Here is a 13,474-nt window from a genome sequence, read left to right as displayed (position 1 = left end):
GCCGTCGAAACCGTGCGGCGAAGGGCGGGGGTACGGCCCGCGCGGGCGGCGGCTCGGCCGGAGCCCGCGGCGGCGGACCCGCGCCCGCCCCTGCCGCCGGCCGCCGCACGCAGACTCGCCATGCTGCTGGCCGACCGGCCGGGCACGGGAGGCGGGGGCCGCAGGGGTACGGCACCCGACCTCATGGAGCTGCTGCCGCAGTGGCTGGCCCTGGCGAACACACGCGGGTTCGCGGCCCCGCCCGAGGCGCTGCCCGCGCTGCTGGACGCGGCGCGGGGCCGTACGGACCTGCGGCCGGCGGCCCTGACGTTCGCGGGCCCCCGCGCGCTGTGGCTGGCCCGGCTGAACCCGGACTGGCGTTTCGCACTACGCGCCACGCCTGGCGGCGGTGCCGACCTGCCGAGCCCGCGGGAGACCGACCGGGTCCGACGGCTGTGGCAGGAGGGCCTGTTCGCCGAGCGGGTCGCGCTCCTCACCGGCATACGGGCCCAGGAGCCCGTGCTCGCACGCGAGTTGCTGGAAACCACGTGGCCGACGGAGCGCGCCGAGGACCGGCTCATGTTCCTCGACTCGCTGCGGACCGGGCTGCGGGCGGAAGACGAGCCGTTCCTGGAGCAGGCATTGGCGGACCGTAGCCGGAACGTGCGGGCTACGGCGGCGGAGTTGCTGTCCGCGCTGCCCGGTTCGGCGCTCGCCGCGCGCATGGCGGACCGCGCGGGAGCGTGCGTGGCCGTCGACCACACGCGGGACGTGCCCACGCTCGTGGTGGAGGCTCCGCACGAGTGCGACGCGGGCATGGAGCGCGACGGGGTGGTGGCCAAGGCTCCGGCGGGGCGGGGCGAACGGTCGTGGTGGCTGGGCCAGTTGGTGGAGGCGGCGCCGCTCGGGTCGTGGTCGGCGCGGTTCGGGGGGCGCACGGCGGAGGAGATCGTGGCGTTGCCGGTGGCGGACGACTGGCAGGGGGAACTGCATGCCGCGTGGAGCCGGGCGGCGGTGCGGCAGCGTGAAGCCGACTGGTCCAGGGCGCTCCTGGGGGCGCCGTCCGCGCCCGAGGCCGCCGGGCCGGGAGCGGTGTCGCTGGCCGAGCGGGCCAAGTTGCTGTCAACGTTGGAGGCCGACGAGCGGGCCGAGTGGGTGGCGGGGTTCATAGCGGCGCACGGCCTGTCGGAGGCGTTCCAGTTGCTCGGCGTCTGTGCGGTGCCGTGGTCGCCCGTTCTGGGGCGCGCGGTGGTGGACGCGCTCAACATCGCGCGGGACGCGGGCAGTTATCCCTGGAGCTTCAGTGGCGTGATGGGGCTGGCCGAGAGGTGTCTGTCCCCCGCGGAAGCGAGACGTCTGGAAGTCCTTACGGCCACTCCCGAGGAGCAGGAGAACGCGTCCCCGGGCGCGGGCGGGTACTGGTCCGAGGCGTTCCAGCGCCTCGTGACGACGTTGCGCCTGCGCGCGGCCATGCAGGAGGAGCTGACTCCGCGATGACGTGTGCCACGGGGCTGGACACCTCAGGGCCGAAAGGCGGGACAGGAGCGGGCGTGCCTCCCAAGCCGGGAGCCGCCCTGGAGGACGGCGACGACGTCCGGGCCCGGGAGAGCCCGGCCCCCGCCCTCCGTACACCGAAAGCCTGCGCTCCCTCCGCGTACGCCGAAGACCTACGCGTCCGCAGGCTGCCGTACGTTGGCGCGGACCCAGTCCACGATCGACGCGGTGGTGGCGCCCGGGGTGAAGATCTCGGCGACGCCCTTCTCCTTCAGGGGAGGGATGTCGGCCTCGGGGATGATGCCGCCGCCGAAGACCTTGATGTCCTCCGCGTCCCGCTCCTTGAGGAGGTCGATGACGGCCGCGAAGAGCGTGTTGTGGGCGCCGGAGAGGATGGAGAGGCCGATCGCGTCGGCATCCTCCTGGATCGCGGTGTCGACGATCTGCTCCGGCGTCTGGTGAAGACCGGTGTAGATGACCTCCATACCGGCGTCGCGCAGAGCCCGCGCAATCACCTTCGCCCCGCGATCGTGGCCGTCGAGCCCCGGCTTGGCCACCACCACACGGATCGGACCGGCTGCCACACCCATCACTGCCTCCATGAAACGACTCCACCCAATCCGTACCGAACATAGCGACACTCGGCGCACACGGACGCTCACCGTCCGCACTCCGCGCGTTCGGCGGGGAGTGCGGGCACAGCGCCCACACCATGCACACCACAGGTATCGCCTGTACCGCCTTGTACCGCCGCTCTCTCCACCCGGATGCGCCCGCCGGTACGGGTGCCCCGTACCGCACCGGCCAGGGGAAGTGAACGAACGTTATCGCCAGCATCCCGCAACCGGCAGTTTCACGGTCCGGACCGAGGGGGAAATCACACGATGGGATAAGTTCGCCGCGGACGCTCCTCGAATCGCGGAGTACACGTCCTCGGGTCCGGCGGCACGCCGCACGGCCCAGGGACGCGGGCGCTACGGTCGGAGCGTACGCAAGGAAAGCCGCCACGAGGTGGCCGCACCACTGCCCGTCGGCGGGAGGCGGCGGTGATGAGGCGCTTCGGGGATGACACGAGCAAGGAAGCGGGGAATCACAGTCGTACGGAGGCGGGGACCGCTTCGGCCGTGAGGACGGCGGGGCACCGTGCAACCGACACGACAGGACCCTCGTAGCGTCACCGACGCCCCACGCGTCGCACACGCCGCACTCGCGCCGTCGCCCACCTCCACGGCGGCTCGCCACGAGGGCACACGGGGGGACAAGGACGTCCCCCGCGTGCCGACAGGAGGTCGGCCATGAAGGTCACCCGGGCAACACTGCCCTTTCTGCCGCTCTGCCAGCGCCTCTGGCCCAGCACGCTGGCGGGATTGTCGGTGACCCTCCTGAAGGCAACTGCCCTGGAGTTCGCGATCCTCGCGGGGCATCTGCTCCTCTATCCGTCCGGGATCATCCAGGAACGCCGGATCGTTCCCGCGCCACGGTCTCCCGACGCCACCCCCGCTCCCCTGCCGACCGAGGCCAAACCCCCGGTCGTCCTGCTGCACGGCTTCATCGACAACCGGTCCGTCTTCGTCCTGTTGCGCCGCTCGCTCACCCAGCACGGCCGCCGGGAGATCGAGTCGCTCAACTACTCTCCGCTCACTCGCGACATCCGCACCGCCGCCGAAGTGCTCGGCCGGCACATCGAGGAGATCTGCGAGCGCACGGGCCATGAGCGGGTGGACATCGTCGGCCACAGCCTCGGCGGGCTGATAGCGCGCTACTACGTGCAGCGGCTCGAGGGCGACGCCCGCGTCCGCACGCTGGTCACGCTGGGCACCCCGCACGCCGGAACACGGGTCGCGCCGCTGGCCAACGCGCACCCGATCGTGCGCCAGATGCGCCCGGGCTCCGCGGTGCTCGAGGAGTTGCACGAGCCGGCGCCCGGCTGCCGTACGCACTTCGTGGCCTTCTGGAGCGATCTGGACCACATCATGGACCCTCTGGAGGCCGCCTGCGTCGACCACCCGGACCTGATCGCGGACAACGTGCGGGTGAGCGGCATCGGACATCTCGCCCTGCCCGTCCACCCCGCCGTCGCCTCGGGGATTCGCCAGGCGCTCGACCTCGATGACTCGAACCCCAAGACGGCCCGCAGGGCCAACGGGGAGACGGGTCCCCACGCAGGGGACCTGACCGTGGCGTAACCGCTCGAAACCGGTCGAAAGCACAGCGGAATCAGGCGATTCACGTCGCACATCGACCTCGCGTCGGCCGCCGGACCGGATCAGCGGCCCGGCCGCGGACGGCCGCAGCCCTCCTTCACGCACCGCCGACGCCGTTCGATGACCCTCAACGACCCCCGCACAGCCCGCGCAATTTCGAACGCACATCGAACACAAGGCCAAGCCTGAGTCCGCAGTCCGCCGAAAGACGCTCGAATGCCCGTTTCCTGCGGTCGTGAAACCCGTTGAAGATTGTCGCGCCCGCATACCGCCGGGTACAGTCACCGCACTGCTCTGCCAGCCCCTGCTGTCGAGGCGAAAGAGAAGTTGGTGAACGACCGTCACCCGTCGGGGAACGCAACCACCCCGGCTCCGGCTTCCGATGCCGCCCCGGCGCCCTACGCGTCGTACGGCTCCCAGGAAGCCTCGTACGGCGACTTCACCACGTACGACGGCTATGGCGCCACTGGTTTCGACAGTGGTCACCACACCGCTGTCACCACCGACGCGGGCTTCGCCACGGCGACCTTCGAGACCGACCCCCTCTTCGGCGACCTGCCGGGTGACGGTGCGACCGGCTCGTACGACTCCGCACAGTGGCCCTCGGGCAGTCACGAGACGCTGAACTACGACGCGTACGCGGCCCAGCACCACGCGGCCTACGACACGGGCAGCTACGACTCCACCGGCTGGACGGCCGGTTACCAGCATCTCGCGGAGATCCCCGCGCAGGCCTCCAGCCCCGAAGCCACCGGGCAGTGGGACGCGAACGGGTGGCTGCAGGCCGAACAGCTCGGCCAGGCGGGACAGTTGGGCGGGCACGACCAGACCCAGCAGTGGACGGGCGCGCAGTTCTTCGACACGGGCGCGTACGACGCGACGCAGTGGAACAGCGACGGCACCCAGACCTCCGGCGGCCATGACACCGGCCACCACGACCTGACCGGCCACGAGGCCCACGGCCACGAGGTCCACGCCCACGAACACCCCTCCCCCGACGCCTTCGATCAGCAGGCGACCGCGACCTTCGAGCAGGTCAGCCCCTACGACGACGGGCAGTCCGCGGCGGTGGAGGGCGAGTTCGAGGGCGCGGACGGCACCGGCACGACCGGAGCGGACCATCACGCGTCGGCGGCCGACCAGGAAGAAGGCGCCGCCGCCCCCCTAGCCTCTGCCGCGGCCGGCACCCCTTCCGGCCCTGGCCGGGCGGCGTCCCGCGCGGCCTCGCGCTCGCGTCGCCGCGCACCGGCGAAGCGTTCCGCCCCGGCGAAGCGTTCCGCCGTGCTGACCATCGCCGTTCCCTCGGCGTGCGTCATGGGTGTCGCTGGCATCGCCGCCGCCTCCGTGAGCGTCGGGGACGACGACAGCGGCAACAAGACGCTGGCGAGCGCGTCGGACGCGACCGCGGTCAAGCCGTCCACCGCCAACAACAAGCTCGACACCCAGCTCGCGAACCTGTCCGCCGAGGCGGACGACTTCGCCGACCGGGCCAGCCGGACTCAGGAGCGCATCGACCTCAAGGCCCAGCAGGAGGCCGAGAAGAAGCGCGCGGCGGCGGAGGCGGCCCGCAAGGAGCGGCTGCGGCCGAAGTTCGCCCTCCCTGTCTCACGGAACGGGCTCAGCGCGTACTACGGGCAGTCCGGCATCAACTGGATGTCCCTGCACACGGGGATCGACTTCCCCGTGTCGTACGGGACGGCGGTGATGGCGGCGACCGACGGGACCGTACGGACGCAGTGGAACAGCGCGTACGGGAACATGGTCATCGTGACCGCCAAGGACGGCACGGAGACGTGGTATTGCCACCTCTCCACGTACAAGGTCGCCTCGGGTACGACGGTCAAGGCCGGCGACACGATCGCCTACTCCGGCAACTCCGGCAACTCCACAGGTCCTCACCTCCACTTCGAGGTACGGCCCGGCGGTGGCTCGCCGATAGACCCGCTGCCGTGGTTGCGGAGCCACGGGCTCGACCCGACGTAACCCGACCGAGGCCCCTCGACTCGACCGAGGCCCCTCGACTCGACCGACGCAGCTCTGTGCGGCGTACTCCACCCGCGGCGTGGAAAAAGACCGGGCCCCTGCTCAGCAGGGGCCCGACTCGTGTCCGCGGCTTCTCGTCCGCCTACAGCTTCTCCACCGGCGCGTACCGCAGCAGCAGCCGCTTGGGCTTGGTGTCGCCGAAGTCGATCGTCGCCTCGGCGTTGGCACCCGTGCCCTTCACGCCGACGACCGTGCCCAGGCCGAACTGATCGTGGGTGACGCGGTCACCGACGGCCAGCGAGACGACCGGCTTCTCGGTGGCGCGCCGCGTCGCGAAGCCGGAGGCGCCCGCGGCGGAGGAACGGGAGCGGGACGACGACAGGGAGGCCGCGATGCCCGAGGCCGGGCCGGAGGACACCGGAGCCGCGGGGGCGCCCGTGCGCTTCCAGTCCACGTGCGTCGGCGGGATCTCCTCCAGGAAGCGGGACGGCGGGTTGTACGAGGGCTGGCCCCAGGCGCTCCGCAGGGACGAACGGGTCAGATAGAGCCGTTCGCGGGCGCGTGTGATGCCCACGTACGCGAGGCGCCGCTCCTCCTCCAGCTCCTTGGTCTGGCCGAGGGCGCGCATATGCGGGAAGACGCCGTCCTCCATGCCCGTGAGGAAGACGACCGGGAACTCCAGGCCCTTGGCGGTGTGCAGGGTCATCAGCGTGATGACGCCGGAGCCGTCCTCCTCCTCGTCCGGGATCTGGTCCGAGTCGGCGACCAGGGCCACCTGCTCCAGGAAGTCGGACAGGGTGCCCGTCTCGCCCTCGCCGCGCTCCTGCTCGAACTCCAGCGCGACGGCGGCGAGCTCCTGGAGGTTCTCGATACGGGTCTCGTCCTGCGGGTCGGTCGAGGCCTGCAACTCGGCCAGATAGCCGGTACGTTCCAGGATCGCCTCCAGGATCGTGGCCGGGCCCGCGCCCGAGTCGACGATCGTACGCAGGTCCTCCATGAGCGTGTTGAACCGCTTGACGGCGTTCGTGGAGCGGGCCGCCATGCCGTACGCCTCGTCCACGCGCCGCAGCGCCTGCGGGAAGCTGATCTTCTCGCGCTGGGAGAGGGCGTCGATCATCGCCTCGGCGCGCTCGCCGATCCCCCGCTTGGGGACGTTGAGGATACGGCGCAGGGGCACCGAGTCCTCCGGGTTGGCCAGGACCCTGAGGTACGCCAGGACGTCCCGGACCTCCTTGCGCTCGTAGAAGCGGACACCGCCGACGACCTTGTAGGGCAGCCCGACACGGATGAAGACCTCTTCGAAGACACGGGACTGGGCGTTGGTGCGGTAGAAGACGGCGACGTCTCCGGCCTTCGCCTCACCCGCGTCCGTCAGGCGGTCTATCTCGTCGGCGACGAACTGGGCCTCGTCGTGCTCGGTGTCGGCGACATAGCCGGTGATCCGGGCGCCCGCGCCCGCGTTGGTCCACAGGTTCTTGGGTCGGCGGGACTCGTTGCGCTCGATGACGGCGTTGGCGGCGGAGAGGATCGTCTGCGTCGAGCGGTAGTTCTGCTCGAGCAGGATCGTCGTCGCCTCCGGGTAGTCCTCCTCGAACTGGAGGATGTTGCGGATGGTCGCCCCGCGGAAGGCGTAGATCGACTGGTCGGCGTCACCCACGACGCACAGCTCGGCGGGCTGGAGGTCGTATGCGCTGGGCGGTACGTCCACGGGGTGCTCGGAGGTGCCGACGAGCTCCCTGACCAGGGCGTACTGGGCGTGGTTGGTGTCCTGGTATTCGTCGACGAGCACATGGCGGAAGCGGCGGCGGTAGTGCTCGGCGACGTCCGGGAAGGCGCGGAGCAGGTTGACCGTCGTCATGATCAGGTCGTCGAAGTCGAGGGCGTTGGCCTCGCGCAGACGGGACTGGTAGAGCGCGTACGCCTGGGCGAGGGTCTTCTCGAAGCCGTCGGACGCCTGTGCGGCGAAGTCCTCCTCGTCGATCAGCTCGTTCTTGAGGTTGCTGATCTTGGCGCTGAAGGACTTGGGCGGGAAGCGCTTGGGGTCGAGGTCCAGGTCGCGGCAGACGAGGGCCATCAGCCGCTTACTGTCGGCCGCGTCGTAGATCGAGAAGGACGACGTGAAGCCGAGCCTCTTGCTCTCCCTGCGCAGGATCCGTACGCACGCGCTGTGGAACGTCATCACCCACATGGCGTTCGCGCGCGGGCCGACGAGCTGCTCGACGCGCTCCTTCATCTCGCCCGCGGCCTTGTTGGTGAAGGTGATCGCGAGAATCTGACCCGGGTGGACGTTCCGCTCGCCGAGCAGGTGCGCGATGCGGTGGGTGAGCACACGGGTCTTGCCCGAGCCGGCTCCGGCCACGATGAGCAGGGGGGTGCCGGAGTGGACGACGGCCGCGCGCTGGTTCTCGTTCAGCCCCTCCAGGAGCGCGGCCGGGTCCACCGCGGGGCGCGGGGCGCCGTCGCGGTAGTACTCGTCGCGGTCCGGTGGCACGTCGAACCTGCCGCCGAACAGGTCGTCCGGAATGGGCTCCGGTACGTGCTCGTCCTCGGGCGGCGGCGGGGGTTCCTCCTCATGGGCCCGCGGGGCCTTGAGGTCCGCCAGGAAACTGTCGTCAAAGAGGCTGCTCATCGCTCTCCGAGTCTAGGCCGCCCCACCGACACCCAGGGGCCGCCCCGACAACTCGGGGCCCGGGGATGCCGGAGATCCGGTCATGCGGGCGCATCTCACCGTCGCTGTATGCCCTGTCACGGTCCGCAATCGCCCCGCTCACCGCTCTCCCCGGCACCTGCTCACCCTCAGGTTCGTCCGCGTCGCCGGGGCCGCACCCTCCTGCCGCCGTCCACTGGCGCGGACCATGACCAATCGGAATTAACGTACCGAGCCAGATCTAACTCCACGTATCCCCATAAGTGGCCACCGAACCTTACGGATCAACCACGGACGGCGGCGCCATGGGCTAAGGTCACAAAAACGTATCGGGCATATCGCGCATCAACCTTCACAGAGGCCACACGAGTTGGCTAGCGTTTTGGGCAGGCCACTCGACCCAACCGGCGAACGTCGCCGGGCCGAGGGGCCTCCGCCGAGTCCGGCGCACCTTCGCGGAGCCGGAGCCGGGGACCCACCGACCTTGGGGTGAATCGGTCCAACGCCGTACGCGGCACGGACCGTAGGGCACACCTTCCGATGCAAGCGCCCGAACCCGACAGCTAACTCGGTAGGCGGACAACGGAAGGAGTCGCGTCTTCATGGCGCCGCACCGAAAGTCGCGTCCTGCCCGGACGCGCGCAGGTATACGGACACCCGCCTTCGCGACGGCGGCGCTGACCTCCGTGGCCCTGCTCTCCCAGACGGCGAACGCCGCACCCTCGGCCGACGACAAACCGAGCCTCGAAGAGGTCGAGAAGAAGGTCGACGACCTCTACCGCCAGGCCGGGACGGCCACCGAGAAGTACAACGCGGCCGAGGAGAAGACGACCAAACAGAAGAAGCGCGTCGCCACGCTCCTCGACGACGTCGCCCAGCGCACGGAGAAGCTCAACGAGGCCCGGGAGCAGCTGGGATCGTTCGCCGCCGCCCAGTACCGGACGGGCGCCGCGTCCCCGGACGCGGCATCGATGCTGCTGGCGGACAACCCGCAGGACTACTTCGACCAGACCCAGTTGATGGACCGCTTGACGGAACGTCAGCAGGACGTGGTCGATGACTACATCACCCAGCAGGCCGAGACGGCGGAGAAGCGCGAGGAGGCCTCCGAGAGCCTCAAGACGCTCACCGAGTCCCAGTCCACGCTGAAGGCGACCAAGGCGAAGGTCCAGGCGAAGCTCGCCGAGGCGCGCCAGTTGCTGTCCGAGCTGACCGCCGAGGAGAAGGCCCGCCTCGCGGCGATCGAGAAGGAGCAGCAGGAGGAGGCCGAGCGCAAGGCGGAGGAGCTGGCGCGGCAGCAGGCGGCCGCCGCGGCGGAGCGGGAGGCGCAGGAGCAGACGGCCGGCAGCACCGCCACAGTCGAGGCCCCGGCCGAGGACTCCACCTACGCCACGAAGGCCGCCAAGGCCCTCACCTTCGCCCGCTCACAGATCGGCAAGCCGTATGTCTGGGGCGCCACCGGCCCCGACGCGTACGACTGCTCCGGCTTCACCCAGGCTGCCTGGAAGGCCGCCGGCGTCGACCTCCCGCGTACCACGTACGACCAGGTCAACGCGGGCACGACCGTCTCCCTCGCCAACGCCAGGCCCGGTGACCTCGTCTTCTTCTACGACGACGTCAGCCATGTCGGCCTCTACATCGGCAACGGCATGATGATCCACGCTCCCAAGCCCGGGACGTACATCCGCGAGGAGTCGATCTTCTACGACGGAGAGTCGTCGATCCACAGCGTGGTGCGGCCGGCGTAACGGACCGGCGCACAGCCGTCGGGCGGGCCCTGCGATCAGCGGGCCCGCTCAGGCTCAGCGGCCCCGCGATCAGCGGGCCCGGGCCAACGGGTCCTCGGATCAGCGGTCCCGTGGGCGGGTTCCGTGGTGGGCGGGTTCCGTGGTGGGCGGGTCCCTCAGGGGCTCCCGCTCACCACGGGGGCTCCCCGCCCGCGCCGTGGGGCCGTCAGGTCCAGAGCACCGCGATGAAGACGTTCGCCGTGGTCAGGGCGCCCACCAGGCCGAACAGTCCCTTCTCCACCCGCTCCTCGTCGCGCTTCACGTAGACGAGCCCGAGGATCACGATCAGCAGGGCCAGCTTCACGCCGATCTTGACGTTGTTGACCGGCTGGTCGTCGGCCTGGTTGAGGCCGACGAGAACGGCACCGGTGACCAGCATCGTCAGGGCGCCGTGGAGCATGGCGGGGACGAAGCGCGCCGTGCCCTGGCCTATCGCCTTCATCTGGGTGAGGAAGCCGCCGAGGAGAGCGGCGATGCCGATGATGTGCAGGGCGACGAAGAGATGGATGAGTACGTCCATGGAGCCGGAGCCTAACCAGGGGCCCCGGTTCGCCCGGCACCGGGCCCGGGCACCTCGCGCAGCCCGTCGCCTCACGAGCCCCATCGGCCCGCCGGGGCTGCACCTGTGCACCCCGCACCCCATAGCACCCCTTTTTCGCCCGTCGGCTCGAAAACGCCGCATTGGTCATTGCTCTGCGTGAAGTCGGTGGCTCCAGGCGGGGATCACGGTCACATACGGTCACATGGCGGCCCACTGGTACCAGTTCCGTACATGACGTCACCGAGCGGGCACCTCCACGTTTAGCGTCCTCCCCCAGGTGGCCGACTCCCCACCGCCGCCCGGGCCAGGGGCGGCAGTCGGACACCTCCGCCGAGAAGGTCCGGCGGTGGCCTGCTCCCCCTGTGCGGGCCGCCGCCGGACGCGCGACCGGGCCCGACGGCGGCCTCGGCCGCACCTCCACGGCGGTCACGGTCGTACGAGTCGTACGGGCGAGTCGCACGAAAGGACGTGACGTCCAGGTTGGCAGCGCACCGCAGGCCCCGACAACGCCCGCTGAGCGGCACCCCCACCCGTACCGCCGCCACGATCGCCCTGGCGGGCGCGGCGAGCGCGACCGGCCTCCATGGCACCGGACACGCCGAACCGCAGCTCACAGCGGGACAGGTCAAGGCGAGGGTGACCAAGTTGTACGAGGAGGCGGAGGTCGCCACCGAGAAGTACAACGGGGCGAAGGAGCAGGCCGACAAGGCCCGGGAGCGGCTGGAGGACCTGCGGGACGAGGCGGCTCGCAGGATGGAGGGGCTCAACTCCACGCGGGAGAAGCTGGGGTCGATGGCGGCGGCACAGTACCGCGCCGGAGGAATCGATCCTGCAGTGCAACTCGCACTGAGCGACGACCCGGACGTCTACCTGGACGGTGCGGCCTTCGCCGAACGGATGGGCAGCCGACAGGCGTCGGACGTGGCGCGGGTACGACAGCAACTGCGGGAGATCGAACGGCTACGAGGCGCCGCGACCATCGAACTGTCGCGGCTCACATCCCGGCAGGCGGAACTGAAACGGCACAAACTGACGATCAACGGAAAACTGGGCGAGGTGAGGCACCTGCTGGCGCAACTACCGGAGAACGAACGGGCGGGGCTGGACGCCGCGGGGCGCACGGGGCCCGGATCCCCGTCCTCCGCGTCGCCGGCTTCCTCGGCGTCTTCTGCGCGGGGGCTGGGTCCGGTCTCGGCCGTCTCGCCCCAGGCGCCCAGCTCCCGTGCCGCGGCGGCTCTTTCGTACGCGTACGGCAAGCTGGGCAGCCCCTATGTCTGGGGCGCGACCGGTCCCGACGCCTTCGACTGCTCGGGGCTGACCCAGGCCGCGTACCGCGCGGCGGGAGTCTCGCTGCCCCGGACGACCTACGCGCAGATCGGCGCCGGACAGCATGTCGCACGGGACCAACTTCTGCCGGGCGACCTCGTGTTCTTCTACTCGGGGGTCAGCCACGTGGGCATCTACGTGGGGAACGGGCAGATGATCCACGCCCCTCGCCCGGGCGAACCGGTACGGGTGGCGCCACTCGACCTGATGCCGTTCGCGGGAGCCACGCGGGTGGGGTGACCCGGAGCACCTCCCTGGGCGTCGCCTCGACCGCCCGGCGTCAGCCGAGTTCGCGTGCGGCGTCAGCCCAGCTCGCGGAGCGCCTCGCCCAGCGTCGCGACGCCCTCCGTGATCGCCGTGGCCGGGGAGGCCGCGTAGCCGAGGAGGAGGCCGGGCGGCCCCGGTCCCTGCCGGTGCCAGGAGAGGGGATGGACCTTGACGCCCCGGGCGAGCGCGACAGCCGCCAGCTCGGTGTCGGCGAACTCCGCCCGCCGCCCCGCCACTCCGTCACCGGCCTTCCCGCTGGAACCGTTGCCCGCCTTCGTATCAAAGGTGATCAGCAGATGGAGGCCGGCGGCGGCACCGTGGACCACCGCGGCCGGCAGGTGATCCCGTATCGCGGCGATCATCGCGTCCCGGCGGCGCCGGTGGCGGTGGCGCAACTGACGCAGGTGCCGCTCCAGTTCCCCCGACTCCATCAACCGGGCCAGGACCAGCTGGGGCAGCGAGGGGTTACCCAGGTCGGCGAAGCGCTTGGCGGCCACCAGGGCGTCCCGGTAACCCGGTGGCGCCAGTACCCATCCCGTACGCAGTGCCGGAGCCAGCACCTTGGACACGCTCCCCGCGTAACAGACCCGCTCCGGCAGCATCGACCGCAGCGCGGGCACGGGCGGGCGGTCGTAGCGGTGCTCCGCGTCGTAGTCGTCCTCCACGATCAGTCCGCCCTGCGCCGCCCATCGCATGAGCTCCCGTCTCCGGGCGCCGCCGAGTACCACTCCGGTCGGGAACTGGTGGGCCGGCGTGAGCAAGGCCACCCCCCGCGCCGGGAGCTCGGACACGCGTACTCCGTCACCGTCGACCGGCACCGGCGGCGTCCGCAGTCCCTGCCGCTGGAGATGCTGCCGTACGCCGAGCGACCCGGGCTCCTCCACCGCGATCTCTTCGACTCCGTCCTCCCGCAGCACCTGCCCGATCAACGCCAGCGCCTGCGCGGTCCCGGCCACGATCAGCACCTCGTCGGGCTCCGCCCGTATCCCCCGGTAACGCGCCAGCCACCCGGCAACGGCTCGCCGCAGCTCCGGTGTTCCACGGGGGTCGCCGTACGCGAAGCCATGCGGGGCCAGATTCCCGAACACGGCTCGTTCGGCACGCAGCCAGGCCGCCCGCGGGAAGGCGGTGAGGTCGGGGACCCCGGGCGAGAGGTCGATGCGAGCGGGTGCGGTACGGATGGCGTCGAAGATTTCGTCGCCGGGTGGGGTGCTGAACAAGGATCCAGTCGTCCGGAGGGGCGGGG

9 protein-coding genes and 1 riboswitch are annotated in these 13,474 nt (G+C 70.8%); of the genes, 5 read left to right on the top strand and 4 right to left on the bottom strand.

The window, feature by feature from the left end:
• Window positions 1–1,476, top strand: a 1,476-nt coding sequence (locus FNH04_RS28430) for a DUF5691 domain-containing protein (protein ID WP_152788642.1), incomplete at its 5' end; no start/stop codon positions are given.
• Window positions 1,477–1,646: 170 nt separating this feature from the next.
• Here FNH04_RS28430 and FNH04_RS28425 read toward each other — a convergent pair.
• Window positions 1,647–2,063 (bottom strand): cobalamin B12-binding domain-containing protein, encoded by a 417-nt coding sequence (locus FNH04_RS28425; RefSeq protein ID WP_152788643.1) that lies wholly within the window; start codon window positions 2,061–2,063, stop codon window positions 1,647–1,649.
• Window positions 2,064–2,768: 705 nt separating this feature from the next.
• Between FNH04_RS28425 and FNH04_RS28420 the strand changes: the two genes are divergently transcribed.
• On the top strand, window positions 2,769–3,659 hold the full coding sequence (locus FNH04_RS28420) for an esterase/lipase family protein (protein ID WP_152788641.1): 891 nt from the start codon (window positions 2,769–2,771) through the stop codon (window positions 3,657–3,659).
• Window positions 3,660–4,007: 348 nt separating this feature from the next.
• Window positions 4,008–5,660, top strand: a complete 1,653-nt coding sequence (locus FNH04_RS28415; RefSeq protein ID WP_322724083.1) for a M23 family metallopeptidase — start codon at window positions 4,008–4,010, stop codon at window positions 5,658–5,660.
• Window positions 5,661–5,802: 142 nt separating this feature from the next.
• On the opposite strand, the gene pcrA is transcribed toward FNH04_RS28415, so the two are convergent.
• Window positions 5,803–8,289, bottom strand: a complete 2,487-nt coding sequence (gene pcrA / locus FNH04_RS28410) for a DNA helicase PcrA (protein ID WP_152788639.1) — start codon at window positions 8,287–8,289, stop codon at window positions 5,803–5,805.
• A gap of 442 nt (window positions 8,290–8,731) precedes the next feature.
• A riboswitch (cyclic di-AMP (ydaO/yuaA leader) is annotated at window positions 8,732–8,900 on the top strand.
• 9 nt (window positions 8,901–8,909) lie between these two features.
• Here pcrA and FNH04_RS28405 point away from each other — a divergent pair.
• Window positions 8,910–10,055, top strand: a complete 1,146-nt coding sequence (locus FNH04_RS28405; RefSeq protein WP_152788638.1) for a C40 family peptidase — start codon at window positions 8,910–8,912, stop codon at window positions 10,053–10,055.
• A 205-nt stretch (window positions 10,056–10,260) separates the two neighbouring features.
• Here the strand turns inward: FNH04_RS28405 and FNH04_RS28400 are convergent, their stop codons facing one another.
• Window positions 10,261–10,614: a hypothetical protein gene (locus FNH04_RS28400; protein WP_152788637.1), complete on the bottom strand. Its 354-nt coding sequence runs from the start codon at window positions 10,612–10,614 to the stop codon at window positions 10,261–10,263.
• 501 nt (window positions 10,615–11,115) lie between these two features.
• On the opposite strand from FNH04_RS28400, the gene FNH04_RS28395 reads away from it, so the two are divergent.
• Window positions 11,116–12,201 (top strand): C40 family peptidase, encoded by a 1,086-nt coding sequence (locus tag FNH04_RS28395; RefSeq protein WP_152788636.1) that lies wholly within the window; start codon window positions 11,116–11,118, stop codon window positions 12,199–12,201.
• Window positions 12,202–12,263: 62 nt separating this feature from the next.
• Here the strand turns inward: FNH04_RS28395 and FNH04_RS28390 are convergent.
• The coding region (locus FNH04_RS28390) for an aminotransferase-like domain-containing protein (RefSeq protein ID WP_152788635.1) at window positions 12,264–13,474 on the bottom strand (1,211 nt) is incomplete at its 5' end.

Origin of the sequence: Streptomyces phyllanthi, from assembly GCF_009377205.1 — a bacterium.
Lineage (GTDB): Bacteria > Actinomycetota > Actinomycetes > Streptomycetales > Streptomycetaceae > Streptomyces > Streptomyces phyllanthi.
Note: the sequence above shows the minus strand (reverse complement) of the source record. Positions and strands in the feature narration are given on the sequence as shown.

Excerpts from the sequence above, each read along its gene's own strand:
- FNH04_RS28425 (WP_152788643.1), bottom strand. The coding sequence starts at position 2,063 with ATGGGTGTGGCAGCCGGTCCGATCCGTGTGGTGGTGGCCAAGCCGGGG.
- FNH04_RS28420 (WP_152788641.1), top strand. The coding sequence starts at position 2,769 with ATGAAGGTCACCCGGGCAACACTGCCCTTTCTGCCGCTCTGCCAGCGC.
- pcrA (WP_152788639.1), bottom strand. The coding sequence starts at position 8,289 with ATGAGCAGCCTCTTTGACGACAGTTTCCTGGCGGACCTCAAGGCCCCG.
- FNH04_RS28405 (WP_152788638.1), top strand. The coding sequence starts at position 8,910 with ATGGCGCCGCACCGAAAGTCGCGTCCTGCCCGGACGCGCGCAGGTATA.
- FNH04_RS28400 (WP_152788637.1), bottom strand. The coding sequence starts at position 10,614 with ATGGACGTACTCATCCATCTCTTCGTCGCCCTGCACATCATCGGCATC.